6 protein-coding genes are annotated in these 17890 nt (G+C 42.4%); 1 reads left to right on the top strand and 5 read right to left on the bottom strand.

Features of this window, described 5'->3' with window-relative positions:
* Position 1 precedes the first annotated feature (1 nt).
* Positions 2 to 3205: a glycoside hydrolase family 2 TIM barrel-domain containing protein gene (locus tag FSB76_RS29055; protein ID WP_147059756.1), complete on the bottom strand. Its 3204-nt coding sequence runs from the start codon at positions 3203 to 3205 to the stop codon at positions 2 to 4.
* Between the two features lie 320 nt (positions 3206 to 3525).
* Here FSB76_RS29055 and FSB76_RS29050 point away from each other — a divergent pair, with 320 nt between their 5' ends.
* Positions 3526 to 7692 carry a hybrid sensor histidine kinase/response regulator transcription factor gene (locus FSB76_RS29050; protein ID WP_147059754.1) on the top strand — a complete coding sequence of 1389 codons (4167 nt, stop codon included), beginning with the start codon at positions 3526 to 3528 and terminating at the stop codon, positions 7690 to 7692.
* A 146-nt stretch (positions 7693 to 7838) separates the two neighbouring features.
* Here the strand turns inward: FSB76_RS29050 and FSB76_RS29045 are convergent, their stop codons facing one another.
* The 4 genes from FSB76_RS29045 to FSB76_RS29030 form a co-directional block, all read right to left on the bottom strand.
* A complete protein-coding gene (locus tag FSB76_RS29045) occupies positions 7839 to 10220 on the bottom strand; it encodes an ABC transporter permease (protein WP_147059752.1) in 2382 nt (793 codons plus the stop codon).
* 210 nt (positions 10221 to 10430) lie between these two features.
* Positions 10431 to 12815 carry an ABC transporter permease gene (locus tag FSB76_RS29040; RefSeq protein ID WP_147059750.1) on the bottom strand — a complete coding sequence of 795 codons (2385 nt, stop codon included), beginning with the start codon at positions 12813 to 12815 and terminating at the stop codon, positions 10431 to 10433.
* A gap of 122 nt (positions 12816 to 12937) precedes the next feature.
* Positions 12938 to 15325 carry an ABC transporter permease gene (locus FSB76_RS29035; RefSeq protein ID WP_147059748.1) on the bottom strand — a complete coding sequence of 796 codons (2388 nt, stop codon included), beginning with the start codon at positions 15323 to 15325 and terminating at the stop codon, positions 12938 to 12940.
* A gap of 120 nt (positions 15326 to 15445) precedes the next feature.
* Positions 15446 to 17800 carry an ABC transporter permease gene (locus FSB76_RS29030; protein ID WP_225976343.1) on the bottom strand — a complete coding sequence of 785 codons (2355 nt, stop codon included), beginning with the start codon at positions 17798 to 17800 and terminating at the stop codon, positions 15446 to 15448.
* Between the last annotated feature and the right edge of the window lie 90 nt (positions 17801 to 17890).

Below are 17890 nucleotides of genomic sequence, written 5' to 3'. Positions count from 1 at the left end.
GTCACTTTTTACCCAATAGCTCTATACAGTAACTAAAGGCAGTAGTTTTTGCGTGTACCCGGTATTGCTCCAAGGGGCGCGGGCCGCAGCCATATGAGCCTACACCCAGGGTTTGATGGCTAATGCACAACACAGTTCCCTTACTTTTTGGCAAGTCAATTTTATACTCCACATCCGTCATTTCCTCATCGCTGTAAGGCAATGCTGTTACCTGGAACAGATCGGTTTGTTTTTTTATACCTATACCCAAACCATTTGCCGCGCTTACATTAGCCCATCTTACATCCTCGTGGTTACCACAATCCATCGGTTTTTCATATGGCGTAAGCTGTTGGGCTATGCTGCTAAAGTAATGGCCAACATCAAAGCCGCTTTTTCTATCACCATAGTTTTCCATAGGGCCGCGGCCAAAGTATTCAAACTGATTAAGGTTTTCCTTTAAAAACATCCGCACGCCCAACCTGGCTAATATCAGTTTAGCATCGGCATTAAAACTTACGTTATTATCAACCTTGATAACGCCATTACCGTTAATGGTATAAACTACCTGGTGGTGTACAACAAAGCCGTTTTTTCCTGTGCCGGTAAGGTTTGCTGTTATCGCCACGTCGCCGTTAGCAAGTTGTGCGGACTTCGCCTCTTCGGTTTTCCAGGCTATTTCTTTCAAACCGTATTTAACCCAATCATCATAAGCCCACATATCATCCTTACGGTGTGGGGCACGCCACAGGTGCAACATTGGGCCACCGTTGTCGCGTAAAACGTTTTGGCCATCTTTTTCCATTTTTGAAAAAGTGCCTTTCTCTTTGTCAAACACCAAACTGAAACCAGGGCCTTTTACCTTGATATCGTCTTTTGAATCAGATAGGGTTAGTTTGCCGGCTACCGGTTGTGCGGCAGCGGCAGCAAGCGCGATAGGTAATTCTAATTGCTGGGCAGCAACTTCAAATCCCTTTTTGGCCCATAGCTTATCGGTTGCCAGATCAAACGATACTCTCAAGAAGTACTCCGCGCCTGGTTTGGGTATAATGTTGTAAGGGATTTTCACATCCTGCTCCTGGCCTGGTTTAATCTCTTTTAAAGGCAAATTACCCGATGATATGGTGGTACCGTTTTCTGTTACGTTCCATTTAGCGGTTAAACCATTAAGGTTAATGAATTGGTAACGGTTTTTGATAATAATCTCGCCGTTTCTAAGATCTTTGGCTTTGATACTGATCCATTGGTAAGCGTGCTTCAACTCGGGGTAGTGTGGTTTTAAAGAACGATCGGAAAACACCACTCCCTTATGAATAAAATACTGATCATTTGGATACTCGCCAAAGCCGCCGCCAAAAGCGGTTATGGGGTGTTTAGGATCGCGGTTGTTGTAAATGCCCTGATCCTGCCACTCCCAAATAGCGCCGCCTAATAGCTGCGGATATTTATCAAACAAGTCGTTATAAATATCTACCGAGCCCATGGAGTTGAACATGGCATGCGCGTACTCGCACAGGTAAAAAGGTTTGGTGAGTGTTTTATCGTTGGCATGCTTTTCAAGGTTCTCTACATCGGTATACATTTCGCTGTCCATATCGGCCGGATTGTTATTGCCAATGCCAAAACCCTGGTAATGCCTTGGGCGGGTTGGGTCGATATCCTTGATCACCTTTAATATGGCCCGAAAGTTTGAGCCGCCGCTGCCGCACTCATTACCCAGCGACCAGATAATAACCGATGGGTGATTTTTAAAATTCTCCACGTTGGCCACGTTACGGTCAATCAACGCGGCTTTAATCCTTGGATCTTCGTTAAATTCATCCCAGGCGCCATGGCTCTCCAGGTTAGCTTCGGCAACCAGGTAAATACCATACTGATCGCACAGTTCGTACCAACGCGGGTCGTCAGAATAGTGGCAGGTTCGTACATGGTTACAATTGGCCTGTTTAATCAATACAATATCCCGTATCATTTGCTCTTCGGTAACCGCGTGGCCATCATTTGGCCAGTTTTCATGGCGGTTAACGCCTTTTAGTTTGATAGGCACTCCATTTACCAAAAACAAACGCCCTTTAATTTCGATGTTCCTGAAACCGGTACGTGATGATATAGTTTCTACCGCCTGGCTCCCGTCGGCTATTTTTACAACTGTTGTATAAAGCTTGGGGGTTTCCGCTGTCCATTTTTGTGGGTTATTTACATGGAAGGTAGCCTCAACTACAGCTTCCTCGCCGGGTTTTAGTGCAGGGATAGCTTTTTTGGTAGTGGCTCCAGGTACAGGTACCAAACCATTGTATAAAGCCACATCCAGCAACCTTGCTTTAACAGGTGTGGTGCCGTAGTTTTTTACTTTGGCCGCTACTACTACATCGGCATCCTTGTATTGTTTATCTAAATTGGTTTTTACAAAATAATCCCGGATGTGCTCCTGCGGTGTACTCCAAAGGGTTACGTTTCTGAAAATGCCGCTTAAGCGCCACATATCCTGATCTTCCAGGTAGCTACCGGTGGTGAAGCGGTAAACCTCAACTGCTAAAACGTTTTTGCCTGGTTTAATGTATTTAGTTAAATCAAACTCGGCGGCGTTGCGGCTATTTACGCTGTAGCCTACTTTTTTGCCATTTACCCAAATGAAGAAACCCGCGTCGACACCATCAAAGGTGATAAAGATATGACGCCCGGCCCATTCTGCGGGTACTGTAAAATCGCGGCGATAGCTGCCTACCGGGTTACGCTCTTTAAACGCTGTATATTTTTCGGGCGGAGTGCTCATCACCCTCGGGAAATCCTTTTGAAAAATGTAAGTAAAATTGCTATAGTATGGTGTACCATAACCTTCAACCTGCCAGTTTGAAGGCACTTTAATATTTTTCCAGCCCGATACATCATAATCGGTTTTATAAAAGTTAACGGGGCGTTTTTGAGGCCAATCTACCCAGTTAAATTTCCACAATCCGTTCAGGCTACGGCTAAACGACGATGCATGGCGGTTTGCCGCCAGCGCTTCTTTTAAAGATGCATAGGGCATCAGCGTAGCGTGGCTGGCCTCTTTGTTTATGCCGATATTTTCGGGATCTTCAATTTCTTTGGGCACAAAAGCGGTATCAGATTTTGACAGCCCGGTGCCTTGTTGCTGCTGAAAACCCAGGCTTATTTTGTAACTAAGAATAAAAATGGAGATCAATAAAAGTTTAGCAAGTTGTTTACTAAAAAGAAGGTTACGCATAGATATTTATGATAAATTGAAATTGGTTACGGATACGATATTAACAGCAAAGAAATATAAATTTCGGCTGCGTAAATTGTCATTATATACATATTTATTGCCGTTATGTACATTTAAATAACCGATGTGTTAAATTATCCGCTATATAAAAGCATTTTTGTATTGGGCTCCATATGGCAAATAAAATGGCAATAACCCGTAGCTTATTTTGAGTGATTGCTACCATGACCGATTATTAAACCAACATTATTAAAGTAAAACGTTAACTTAAAACGCAAAAATTTAAGCTTGCCTGGTGGCGTTAATAACTATTAGTATAAATGAAAACTAAAACACCCTTTAAATTGATAGGGAATAATTTTACAAAAACTATAATTTTTCTCGCTCTCTTTTTATGGGTAGTACCAAACATCACGCGTGCACAGCAATATCCCTATAAATTTCATTACCTTACTGTCGACGAAGGATTATCGCATACTGATGCTAATGATATTGCACAGGATAAGCATGGCTATATATGGGTAGCCACTTTTTTTGGCCTGGATAGGTTTGACGGTTATTCGGTAAAAAAATTTTATAATACCAACACACCATTAAACAACTCCTTTAAAAACAGGCTGGTAACTATTTATCCGGATGACGATGGAAATATTTGGCTGGCTACCGAAGGTGGACTACAATGTTTTAACCCTCGCCTGGAGAAGTATACTGATTATACCGAGACAAAAAAAAACAGCAACACCAATTTTCAAAAAATATTTAAACCAAGGGGTAACCTCATTTATATTTTCACGGGCAACCAGCTCAAAATATTCAAAATCAACGGAACTAAGATTGATGAGCAAAATTTAACAGCCCCCGGCGTACAGTTTTCCGATATGGCGCCAGATGGTAAAGGCCAGCTTTATTTAACAAGTAATAAGGGCTTGTGGGTGCTTGATAAAAACAACCGTTTAAAAAAGATACCTATTGCAGGCCTTACAAATGAAAACCTATCGCGGTTGTATTTTAACAATAACAACAGCCCGGTGCTATCTGCCGAAAACAAAATATTACTTATAACAAAAAGGCAGGGTGCAGCAGGGCAGATTTGGGCTGTAGAAAAACAATTGGCTTGCCCCAGCTTTATAAGAAATATTACTGAAGGCAAAAGAGGCGATTATTGGCTAAATATTGGCCCCAGCCTGCTCAAGCTTGATCATAACTTAAACCTGATTCAAACGGTGAGTGATAAAAATTCACCCCACGGCTTAAATTCGGGTTCATTAAGCAAGGTATTTGTTGACCGTACAGATTGCTTATGGGTATGCACATTTGGCGGCGGCCTAAATTATTGTGATTTAAACGAAAAGCTATTTTACACCCTGCAACATAACCCCGAAGTAGCAAATTCCTTGGCGGGCAACCATATTCGGTCGGTATTGGCCGATGGCGATAATCTTTGGATAGGTACCACTGCCAACGGCCTTAACCTGTACAATTTAAAAACTCAAAAATTTACTTATTACAACACCTATAATTCCCGCTTAAGATTAAAAAGCGATGTTATTACTGCCTTAACAATTGATAACGACCATAATTTATGGATAGGCAGCTCGGCAGGCATCGAAATATTAAAACCCAACGGTGCTGAATTGTGGAAACCTGCCGGATATCAAAACTTCCCCTCACACGTAATAGATACCTTTGTTAAAGATTATTACGGCAATATTTGGTTTGGCAATCACCAGGATAAATACGGAGTTATATGGAAAGACGCTAAAAATATTTACCAGGTAAAATACTACGACGAGGGCTTTTTTATTTTTGCGGATAAAAGCACCCCACAGCTCCTTGTTTCCAGCACGCATGGGTTAAAACGCGTAACGATTGATGCTCAGGGTAACATCCAACAAATATTTACTTATCGGGCATCGGCAAGGCCAAATTCATTAAGCTCCGATTACACCTATCCAATAAGCAAGCAAAATGACAGTACCTATTGGATAGGTACCATTGGAGGCGGGGTTAACAGGCTTATTTTAAAACCAGCAGACAATTCATATACCATAAAATCATATACCGGCAGTTATGGAATTTTTAATGACGTAGAGAGCCTTGAAATTGATAATGCCGGCAATATATGGATGGGAGGCAATGGATTAGAGTGCCTTAACCCCTTAACCGGCAAATTGATACGGTATGATAAAAACGACGGCCTGCAGGGTAATAGTTTTAAGGTAGGTTCATCATACAAAGGCACCGACGGCCGTTTATATTTCGGCGGTATTAACGGCCTCAATTATTTTTACCCGGACCAGATCAGGGCCAACAACATTGCAGCTATACCTGTTTTAACTGATATTTTGATCAATAATCAAAAGCCTGGCTATGGGTTAGATAATCCATCGAAAAACAATATAAACCAGGCTATCGGTTACAGCAAAAACCTAACACTTAGCTACCTACAAAACAACTTTGTTATCTTTTTTTCATCTATGCATTTTGCAAACCCGTTAAAATGCAAATATCGCTACAAACTGGTTGGCTTTGATAAAGACTGGCGTTACACCGATGGTAAAAACCCAAGCGCGGCCTACAGCAACCTCGATTACAGCAATTTTAGATTTGTTGTAGAAGCCACAAATAATGACGGTGTATGGAGCAAAAGTGAAACCGGCGCAAACATAACTATCACCCCGCCCTGGTGGAAATCGGTCATAGCTAAAACCATTTATTTCCTGCTCATCATATCGGCGCTACTGGGCATTTATATTTACCAGGCCCGTTGGTACCGCCTTAAGCGTGAGGTTGAAATTCGTAAAGTAAACGAGGCCCAACGCGAGGAAATACACCTGCAACGTGAAGAACTTTACCAGCAGCAGCTCATGTTTTTCACCAATGTATCGCACGAGTTTCGCACACCACTAACTTTAATTTTAGGCCCGCTGGAAAGTTTGATAAGCCAGAATAAGAACAAGGCGCTTGATTATTCCTACCAGCTTATGTTCAGGAACGCTAAACGCCTCATGAACCTGATAAGTGAGCTGATGAACTTTAAAAAAGTGGCCGATAGTATTGTAAAGCTACAGGTGCAGCCGTTGGCAGTCAACCAGTTTTGCAGGGACCTGGCCTGGGAATTTCAAAACCTGGCCGTTAATAAGGGGATAAATTTCGAACTTAACTACCATCCCGATAGCCAGGACGCACTTGCACAAACCGGATACTTTGATGTGCAGGTGCTGGAAAAAATATTGTTTAACCTTTTGAATAACTCGTTCAAATACACCAATGCCGGCGGGCGGGTTTCCTTCGAGATCTTTTTCGATATAGAACGGTTTACACCATCCTTTAACACAGGCTTCGAATTGTTGGCCAAAGAATACCAGGCAAAAAAATACATTTATTTCCGCGTAGCTGATACCGGCATAGGCATTTCCAGCGATTCTATCACCCGTATTTTTGACCGCTATTACCGCATCAGCAAAAATCACCTTGGATCGGGCGTAGGCCTGGCACTGGTTAAAAGCCTTACACAGCTGCACAAGGGTAACATTTATGTTTACAGTGAACGCTATAAGGGCACCGAGATAATTATAGGCATTCCCTGGGGCGAAGAAAATTACCTGCCATCAGAAAAAACAGCTTCGGGACTGGTAGAGACACAGCTGGAAGTTATTGATAATGCCATTCAATTACCATTGCCAGAATATGAAAACGAGGGCATTGGGATTCAAACTAAAAATCGCAAACACATTTTACTGGTAGAAGATAACCAGGAACTCCGTACCTTTTTAAAACAGGCTTTTGAAAAACACTACCAAATTTACGAGGCCGAAGATGGCCGCTCCGGGATGGAATTAGCGACCAAAAAAGTACCAGACATGATTATCAGCGATGTTATGATGCCGGGAATGAGTGGTATTGAGCTTTGTAAGGCCATCAAAGAAACCTTTGAAACCAGCCATATCCCTTTTATCATCCTATCGGCCAAGGATGCCTTAGACACCAAAATTGAGGGAATGGCATCGGGCGCCGACTTTTATTTTGCCAAACCTTTAAGCATCGATCTTTTACTGCTTACCGTACACAACATTTTTGAACAGGGCGAAAAGCTTAAGCAACGCTATACCAAGGATTACCTGGTAGAAGCCACCGAACTTGTACACTCCGAAAAGGACAAAGAGTTTTTTAATAAATTATTAAAGTTGATCGAAAACAACATCCAGGATTTGAACCTCGATGTCGATTTTTTATGCAGGCATTTGTATATAAGCCGCACCAAGCTTTATCAAAAAATAAAGGGAATATCCGACCAATCAGTAGGTGAATTTATCCGTACCATCCGCCTAAAAAAGGCTATCCAGATTATGACCCATGAGGACGTTACCATGAATGAAGTAGCCGACAGGATTGGACTGCAAAGCAATTCTAATTTTTCGCGGGCCTTTAAAAAGGAATACGGCAAATCGCCGTTACAGTTTATGCAAGCGTTAAAAAAGAGCTAAGTAAAATTGCCGGTATATTATCTAAATCATTTTCATAGTTAAAAAAGTTGGTTTTACCTGGTTTGGCACATCAGTGTACTTAAAGTAACCCTATATTATCAGGATCAAACGCGGTTCGCTACCACCCTTCGCCTTTCACCTATATGTCACTCGCTTCTTAAACTTTTAACCGGGTTGGTAAGCGCCGCGCGGATGGCCTGGAAACTGATAGTGCCAAGGGCTATAACAGAGGCCAGGATGCCGGCGATAACGAAGATCCACCAGCTGATATCAATGCGGTAGGCAAAGTCTTTGAGCCAGCTGTGCATAAACCAATATGCCAACGGCGATGCAATAAAGAAAGAGATAATAACCAGTATAATAAAATCCCGTGATAGCATGTTAACTATGCCCGGTACAGTGGCCCCCAATACCTTCCGGATACCAATTTCGCGCGTACGCTGCAGCGTGCTGTACGATGCCAACCCCAATAAGCCGAGGCATGATATAAATATGGCCAGCGCCGCAAAATTGAGGAACAGTTTGCCAAAGCGCTGTTCGGCCCGGTATTGGCGGTCAAAAAACTCATCTAAAAAGTAATAGCTGAACGGCCTGTTCGGGATTAAAACCTTCCATTTATTTTCGATGGCTGCCAGGGTTGCAGGCGTATTTTGGGTGGACATTTTTACCGAAATTAAAGAGATGTTTTTCATCTCGATACGCATGCTAAGTGGTTTAATAACTTCCTGTAATGATCGGAAATGGAAGTCCTTCATCACCCCTACTATTTTACCCTCGCGGCCCCACTGTTTAAAGCGCCTGCCGATAGCCTGCTGCGGCGAACTGTAGCCAAATAATTTAACCGCGGCTTCGTTTAATAGCATGGCCTGGGCTGTATCTGTGCCAAACTCGCGGGAGAATGACCTCCCTGCAACCATCTTGATTTTAAACTGATTTACGTAATCCCAGTCGACAAAATACAGGTCGAGATTAGCTATTTGCAAATCGCCTTTTTTGTTCTCGATCTCGGAATATGCACCCGGATTACCCCCACCCGGAACACTTGACGACATTGCGGTTGACTTTACGCCCGGAATGGATGTCAATGCTTCCTTAAGTGCGTTCCCGGCCGGATCGCCGTTAGTATCCAAAATAAGCATCTGGTCTTTACTAAAACCAAGGTCCCTGTTTTGCATAAAGTTCATTTGGGTGTAAACAATGATGGTACCTATGATAAGAAATATCGAAATGGTAAACTGCGCTATTACCAACGTTTTACGCAACATATTCCCTTTACTGCTACTGGCAAACCGACCCTTTAACACCGAAACCGGCATAAATGACGACAAAACCAATGCCGGATAAATGCCGGCAATAAGACCAATGGCTACCGATGTACCCAATAAAATAAGTACGTAGTACCAATTAGAAAAAATTCCGGGGCTGATTGTTTTTCCCGCAAGCTGATTAAACAAGGGCAGGAATAATACCGACAAGATGATAGTTAACACAAAAGCGATAAGGCAAAGCACCACCGATTCGCCTATAAACTGGCTGGCTAATTGCCCCTTTTCGGCGCCGACAACCTTTCGGATACCTACCTCTTTGGCCCGCTCGACCGAACGGGCTGTGGTTAAATTCACAAAATTGATACAGGCTATCAGGAGTATAAAAACGGCTACAATGGTAAATATGTAAACATTGGTGATACTGCCCGATTCCTGGCCGTTGCGTTTAGAATACAGATAAACCGATTTCATGGGCTCCAATAACAACTTGTAACTCATGTGCATTTTCCTTTCTTCGTCGCCATTTCTGCGTTCTAAAAATGCCGCGAATTTGGATTCTAACCTTTTAGCATCGGTGCCCGGCTTTAATAACAGGTAACTCGATGCACCAAAATTTGCCCATTGGTTATCCAGCCCTTTATTAAACTTTTGGGTAAGCGACACCATTGATATCAGCATATCCGCTTTTATTTGTGAGTTTTCGGAAATATCCTTCATAACCCCTGTTACCTTGGCGGGTATGGCATCGCCGGTTACCAGCACGGTTTGCCCTACAGGATCGGTATTACCAAAATATTTTTTTGCAGCCGACTCTGAAAACACAATAGTAGCCACCTCTGACAATGCCGTTTTAGGATCACCTTTCAACAGTTTAAAATCAAAAACTTTGAAAAAGGTTGAATCGGCGAAAATGGATTTCTCTTCCTGAAATTTAACATTGCCTTTTTTTACCAAAAAACTGCCGCCACTCACCCGCACAAATGATTCCACTTCTGGAAAATCGGCTTTAATGTTTGGCGCGAATGGCCATGCTGTAACGCCGGTATTAATGGTTTCGGTCGGCGTTTTAATATCCGTAACCAGCCGGTAGATTCTATCTGCCTTGGTATGCATATTATCGTAGCTCAACTCAAAGCCTACATACATAAAAATAAAAAAACAGGCCGTTATCCCTATGGATAGGCCTGTTATATTGATAATAGAAAATGCTTTGTGCTTCCACAGGTTGCGCAAAGCTATTTTGAAATAGTTTTTTATCATGATTGGTTCATTGGTTCACTTGTTTATTAGTTCATTGGTCTGTTCTGTTGGTTCATTTTTTCTCTGATCTTGTCAGGCGGTTCATTGGTTCATTGAAACGCGGACATAGCGGGTAAAAGGCTTTAAACTCCGGCTATCTAAATGCCTCCTGCCTGGAATACCACCAGAAAGGACCAATGAACTAATGAACCAGTGAACCAATGAACTAAATTATTCGCTCCTTAAGCTTTTTACCGGGTTGGCCAGCGCTGCCAGCACCGACCGGTAGCTTACCGTTATTGCAGCTATTATAAATGTAAACAGAATCGATTCGGCAAAAATTTCGGGGCCGATGGGTATTTTGTATTGAAAATCTTTTAAATAATTGTGCATGGCCCAATAAGCCAACGGCGAGGCTATTACAAAGGCTATGAGCAATAAAATGGTAAATTCCTTGCCAAAAACCCATAGCACCGATGTGATACTTGCCCCTAATACTTTGCGTACGCCAATTTCTTTGGTTTTGCGTACAGCCATAAATGATACCAAACCATACAAACCAAGGCAGCCTATAACTATAGCGATACCTGCAAAAGCTTCTATCAGCGTTAACAGGATATTATCCAGTTCATAAAATTTCCTGATGCTATCATCCAAAAACTGGTACGAGTAAAATTCTTCCGGGAAAGCCTGGTTCCATACCTTCTCAAATGAGGCTAAAGTTGTCTTGGCATTACGCATATTCATTTTGATGGCTACAGTTGAATAGCCATGAAAATTTGGCATAATACAAACGGGCGAAATTTCGCTGTGGAATGAATAATTGTAAAAATCTTTAACCACCCCTACTATCGGCGCAGTTGTACTTTTACCATTAATTGATAGCATTTTACCTATCAAATCCTGCGGCTTCATATTTAGTTTTTTAGCCACCATCTCATTCACTACAAACTCACGCGTGGTATCCGAAGGGAAAAAGTTACGGCCTGCAACCAGTTTTAAACCAAAGGTTGAAATGTAATTTTCATCTGCCGATTTAACGTTGATGCTCCAATGTTCATCCTCGGCCCGGTGGTTAAAGTTAACGCCGGTACTATTGTTTGATTGCGAAGCGGGTGCCCTGTAGCAATAAGTTACCTTTTCAACACCTTGAACCTGGTTTAGCTGGTTTTTCATGGTGCTTAAAATGGCCTTGTTGTCGTTTTTAGGGATGGGCAGTAATACGATGGCGTCTTTGTTAAAACCCAGGTCGGCAGTTTGGGAATAATGCAGCTGCGATACTATAATAATGGTACCAATAATTAAAACCTGCGAAATAGCAAACTGGGTTACCACCAGCACCCTGCGTAGCGAAAACCCGCCGATATCCTTTTGCGAAAGTTTACTTTTAAGCGCCTGGATGGGCTGAAACCGTGCTAATACCAAACCTGGATACGAGCCTGATAAAAACACAACCGCAACAGCAATTAACACAATGAAAATAGCTAACTCGCCTTTATCAAATTCCATCTCCGATTGGAACAGGTGGTTAATAGCAGGCAAAGCAATGTACGATAAGCCAATGGCAACCAAAACCGCAAACACGGTTATCAAAGCTGTTTCGGCAATAAACTGCCAAAACAACTGGCCGGGCATGCTACCCAAAACTTTACGCACGCCAACCTCTTTTGCCCGGTTAAGCGCCTGGGCGGTTGCCAGGTTAACAAAATTTACACTCGCGGTAATAATCAGGAACAGGCCGATGAAAAATAATGCCCATAAGTATTTTTTATCGGCATAGCCGTTCAACTCAGGGTTAAAGTGCATATCGTTAAGGGGTTGCAGTTTAAAAAACCAAACTTTTAAATCGCGGCCTGTATAATGCTTTTTAACAATTTGTGCGGTAGTTGCATCTACCTGTGCCTGGGTAACTCCTTTTTTTAGCCTGGTAAATACCTCGCTGCCGCTGTAAACCCCACCCCATTTATCTTCGCGGCGCTTGTTGCCGGTGTACTCGTCCATATTGTCGTACGATACGTAAATCTGTTGCCTGCGGTCGGTATTGTTGGGTAAATCTTTTAAGATACCGGTTATGGTAAAGTTCACCTTATTATCCAGGCGGAATACTTTGCCAATGGCATCATCTGTTCCGAAATATTTACGGGCAATTTTCTCGGTTACCAGAGCCTCGCCCGGCGCAACAAGCACCCTTTTTTTGTCGCCTTTTAATAATGGGAAGTTTAAAATATCGAAGTATTCCGGTTCGGCAAAGGCCACACCGTCATCTTCCTGAAACTTTTTAACATCGGCTCCCTGGGTTATGGTAATCAGCGTTCCGGTAAAATTAATTACCCTGGCTGTTTTCTCGCCTATGGTAAAGTCATTCCTGAAGGTTTTGCCTAATGGCTGTGGCACGCCATTTGATTTTCCGATGCCATCGTCATGCCATTCGGTATACAAGCGGTACACCCTGTCTGAATCCTTATGAAAGGTGTCGAAACTTAAATGATAGGTAACCAATGTAAATATCAGTATGCCACAGGCAATACCCAGTGCCAAACCAATAACACTTATAGCAGCGTAAGCCTTATTCCGCTTTAAATTTCTCCAGGCAATTTTAATATAGTTTTTTATCATAATGTTAGTTCATTGGTTCACTTGTTTATTAGTTTATTGGTGTCTTGTCATTGAGTCATTTGGCCATTAAGTCATTTTTAAAGCCTCAATGACCTAATGACGCGAAGCAAATGACTAAATGACTATTCTGACCTCAAGCTTTTTACGGGGTTGGTTAACGCCGCCTTTATAGCCTGGAAGCTGATGGTCATTAATGTTATTACTATAGCCACCAGTGCCGATAGCAGGAATACTCCAGGCCCAATGGTTATCCGGTAGTCGTACTTTTGCAGCCAATTGCGTAAAAAGTAAAATGCAACAGGCGATGCAATTACGCAACTGATGATTACCAGCAAAATAAAATCGCCCGACAGCAGCATCCATACGTTAGCAACAGATGCTCCCAGCACTTTGCGGATACCAATCTCTTTGGTACGTTGCTCGGCTACATACGCAGCAAGGCCAAATAATCCCAAACATGAAATAAATATAGCCAGGCCCGCAAAAACGCCGGCAAGCTTACCCACAAGTAGCTCCAGGTTAAATTTATGGTTATACTCATCATCAACAAACTGGTATATGTATGGGTAAGCCGGGTTATAGGTATCAAATATTTTGTTAAGCTTTGGCAACGCATCATGAATGCTCACATTTTTTGCCAGCCGGTACATGATGTTATTACCGCCCCTGCCGTGGTTAAATATAGCCGGCTGGATGGGCGTAAAAGGCGATTCCATGAGCGCGTCCCTTACAACACCTATAATACGTACAGGTTTAGCGCTTCCATTCCACGTTACCAGTTGGTTTATCGGGTCCTTTAAGCCTATTCGTTTTACGGCTGCCTCGTTCAAAATAACATCCGATGTATCATTGGCCCAGTTGCTTGTAAAATCTCGGCCGGCTTTTAGGCTCATACCAAGAGTTTTAAAATAGCTGTCAGATACTGATATCGACCCGATATTGACAGGATCTTCGCCGGCACTTTTGCCCGGCCATTTGTCAAGCGAACTGTGGCTATATATGTTAGTTACAGGGCTTGATGCCGAAGCCACACTTTCTACCAATCCGCTTGCTAACAGATCGTTTCTGAGCGCGCCAAAATGCGCTTCCAGATCGCCGCTCATATCGGTCATCATTAATCTTTCTGCGCTGTAACCGGTGGGCCTGCTTTTGGCATATTGAATTTGCTGGTAAACAATTACTGTACTTATAATTAACGCTATAGAACAGCTAAACTGCAATACTACCAATACTTTACGTGGTATTGAACCAGCTTTGCCCACTTTGATGGTTCCCTTTAAAACCTGTACCGGGTTAAATGACGACAGGTAAAAAGCTGGCCTGCTGCCTGCCAGTAAACCTGTTACGGCCACATATAATAACATTGCACTCCAGAACAACGGATTAGCATACGGTATAGCTATAAAGCCTCCTGTTAGCTCATTAAACGACGGGATAACCAATTGAACAATTAATATAGACAACAGGAACGCGATAAAAGTGATCAGCAGCGATTCTGCTAAGAACTGAACGATCAGGTCTCTCCGTTGTGAGCCGATGGCTTTTCTTACCCCTACCTCACGGGCCCGTTTCTCTGAGCGGGCTGTACTCAGGTTCATAAAATTGATACAAGCTATCAGCAATACCAATATGCCGATGATGCTAAACATGCGCACATAATCAATAAAACCGCCAACAGCTTTACCGTTTTTAAAGTCGGTATACAGGTGCCAGTCCTTCATCGGGTGCAGTATAACCTCCGGATGAGCTAAGCGCATTGGCACACTGTTATCATAAACAAGATTCTTTATCTTAGGCGCCACCTGCGCCAGGGTTACTCCGGGCTGTAACTCTACAAACATATTAAAGGAGTTGTTTGTCCAGGTTACGCGGGCATTTTTCATCCAGCTTTCGGTTTGTTCTTTAAAGCTGAAGGGCGTTAAGAAGTTGAACTGCTTGGTGGCATTTTTGGGGATATTTTTAATAACCCCGGTAACTTTCATGTTATGATTGTTATCATAACGGATCACTTTGTTTATAGGGTCGGCATTGCCAAATAAAGCTGTAGCGGTCGCCTCATCAATAATGATAGAGTTAGGATCGGTAAACGCATCCTTCGCGCTGCCTTTTACAAAAGGATATTGAAAAATCTTTAAAAAATCGGGATGCGCGGCGCCACCACCAAGGTATAGCTTTTTGTTGCCCACCAACAGATCGTGCCATTGCCAGCCCACCCAATCCGTTTCGGCCACGTGTTTAATGCCGGGAATTTGTTTCCGCAACACATCGGCTAACGGGATGGCAACAGCGGTTTGTGTATGCTCGTCATGCTGCGATGTAAAGTGTACTTCAACCTGGTATAATTGTTTATAGTTGGGTAAAAACTTATCATACGAAAACTCATTAAACACCCACAAACCGATGATAAGCGCTACAGCCATACCCGCAGCCAAACCCAATATATTAATGGCGCTGTAAACTTTGTTATTTAAGATATTACGCCAGGCAATTTTCAAATAGTTCTTGATCATAATGTTAGTTTATTGGTTAACTTGTTCATTAGTTTATTGGTACCTTGTCTCATTGCGTCATTAAGTCATTTGAAAGCATCAATGACTTAATGACGCAAAGCAGATGAGCAACAACGTAAATCATTCATTCCTTAAACTTTTAACCGGATTACTTAACGCTGCTTTTATGGCCTGGAAACTTACAGTTGCCAGGGCAATAAGCGCGGTTATAATGCCCGCGGCAGCAAATACCCACCAATGGATGTTTACCCGGTATTGGTAGCTTTGCAGCCAGTTATTGATGGCCCACCAGGCCACCGGGAATGCTATAAGGCATGAAATGCCAACCAGTTGTAAAAAGTCTTTTGATAATAAACTTGTTAAACCGGCTACAGTGGCGCCCAAAACTTTGCGGATACCTATTTCTTTTATCCTTCGCTCGGCAGTGTACGCGGCCAGGCCAAATAAACCCAGGCAGGATATAAATATAGCTAACGACGCAAAAACGCCGGCCAATGTACCGGTTAGTGTTTCGGTTTTAAATATCAGGTCAAATTCGTCGTCAACAAATTTATAATCGAATGGATAGCCGGGATTATTTGATTTAATTACACCGCCAACTTTATTCAATACACCCGGCAGGTTTGCTCCGTGTTTAAACCTTATGGTTAAAAAGCGGGCTCCGTCGGTATGATTATATAGTAACATGGGGGCACTGGCGGCGTACATATCATTGTAGAGGAAATTTTTAACTATGCCGGTTATAGTTAGGCGCTTTGAGCCTCCTTCTGTTATAATAGCTCCAACGTGCCCTTGTTTACCCATTTGTTTTGCAAAGGCTTCGTTGATAATCACGTTATTACTATCAGCAGTTTGATTTGAGCGGAAATTCCTGCCGGAAGCCAGCTTCATACCCATGGTTGATAAAAAATGGTCGTTAACATTCTCCAGGCTTATCAATGGATTTTTTGATGCATCCTTGCCTTCCCACGAATAATTATCGGTATTGCTCCAGATTTCTAAAGCGGGATAATCACTCAACGCGGCATCCTCAATCAACCCTGTTTTTTTTAATTCGTTGTAAACTGCAGGGAAATGGTCAACCAGCTTTCCTTGCGTGCTGATGCTGATCAGGTCATTTTTATTAAAACCCAGTTTGCGGTTTTTTACATGCTGTATTTGTTGATAGATTACCACGGTACCAATAATCAATATAATCGAAATTGAAAACTGGATAACCACCAGGCTTTGCCTGATAAGCCCCGAGCTTGTACTTGACTTTATTTTGATACTTTTTAAAACCGTTATAGGGTTAAAAGATGACAAGTAAAAAGCCGGATAACTACCGGCAAGCAGGCCTGTTATTATACCTATAGCTACTAAGTAAATAACATGACCAGCAGCAAACAGGTTAATGGCCAGTTCTTTTTGAACCAGGTTATTGAACGCAGGCAGCGTTAAAGCAACCAATAATACAGCTACGGCGACTGCTATAAATGCCATAATCAACGCTTCGCCAATAAACTGACTAATAAGCTTACCCTTGCCAGCCCCCATCACCTTACGCACGCCAACTTCTTTGGCACGCCTTTCTGATCGGGCTGTTGCCAGGTTCATGAAATTGATACAGGCTATAAATAATATAATGAAGCCGATAATGGCAAATAAACGCACATAAACAATGCGGCCGCCATCCATTTTACCATCGGTAAAATTATCGTGCAAATTCCAATCGTTCATGGCAAAAAGAAATGATTGGGTATTGTTGCCCGTTTTTTTGGTTCCAATATAGTTGGCCAATTTTTTATTAATGGCACTAACATCCGCTGCGGGCTCCAGTTCAACATAGGTATGTGCCCAGTTTGCACCCCAATCCTTCATCCAGGGCTTTTTAGGGTCAATATCGATTAATGGTGCCAGCCATTGAAACTGCATCGTAGCATTTTTAGGCAGATCCTGAATTACACCGGTAACCGTAAAATCCTGCTCGTTATTTACTTTTAGCGTTTTACCCACCGGGTTGGTATCGCCAAAAAACTTCTTAGCCATAGTGGTATTAATTACCACCGAGCGCACATCACGGAAAGCATTATTGGCATCGCCATAAACAAAAGGAAGTTTTAGTATAGAAAATATCCCCGCATCAGCGTATTCCCCTTTTTCGTTAATGGTTTTATCGCCAAGGGAAAACAAAACATCGCCGGTACCGCCCGACCGGGCAGCCGTTTTTATGCCTGGGATATCTGCAACCAATGACTTGGCCATAGGGCCCGGCGTAGCATGAAAAGTAGAAACCTTACCTTCATAGGTTTGATTTTCATAGATAACGTAAATATTATCCCGTTTTTGAAAGTTATGGTTAAAAGTAAGTTCGTCCTGAACCCACAGAAATATAACAGATGCGCAGGCAATACCTATTGCAAGGCCCGCGATATTCAAAAAACTGTAAGCCTTGTTTTTTAACAAGCTACGAAAGGTTGTTTTCAGGAAGTTCATTATCATGATAATTAAATTCTAAATCCTAAACTCTAAATCCTAAAAATTAAAGGCTTTACCCAAATCTTAAATTCTAACTTGTATGCCCAA

Origin of the sequence: Mucilaginibacter ginsenosidivorax (genome assembly GCF_007971525.1) — a bacterium.
GTDB lineage: Bacteria > Bacteroidota > Bacteroidia > Sphingobacteriales > Sphingobacteriaceae > Mucilaginibacter > Mucilaginibacter ginsenosidivorax.
This window is presented reverse-complemented; position numbering and strand designations above follow the sequence as displayed.

Bases quoted from the DNA above. Each gene is read 5' to 3' on its own strand.
- FSB76_RS29035 (WP_147059748.1), bottom strand. From the start codon at position 15,325: ATGATCAAGAACTATTTGAAAATTGCCTGGCGTAATATCTTAAATAAC.
- FSB76_RS29055 (WP_147059756.1), bottom strand. From the start codon at position 3,205: ATGCGTAACCTTCTTTTTAGTAAACAACTTGCTAAACTTTTATTGATC.
- FSB76_RS29040 (WP_147059750.1), bottom strand. From the start codon at position 12,815: ATGATAAAAAACTATATTAAAATTGCCTGGAGAAATTTAAAGCGGAAT.
- FSB76_RS29045 (WP_147059752.1), bottom strand. From the start codon at position 10,220: ATGATAAAAAACTATTTCAAAATAGCTTTGCGCAACCTGTGGAAGCAC.
- FSB76_RS29050 (WP_147059754.1), top strand. From the start codon at position 3,526: ATGAAAACTAAAACACCCTTTAAATTGATAGGGAATAATTTTACAAAA.
- FSB76_RS29030 (WP_225976343.1), bottom strand. From the start codon at position 17,800: ATGAACTTCCTGAAAACAACCTTTCGTAGCTTGTTAAAAAACAAGGCT.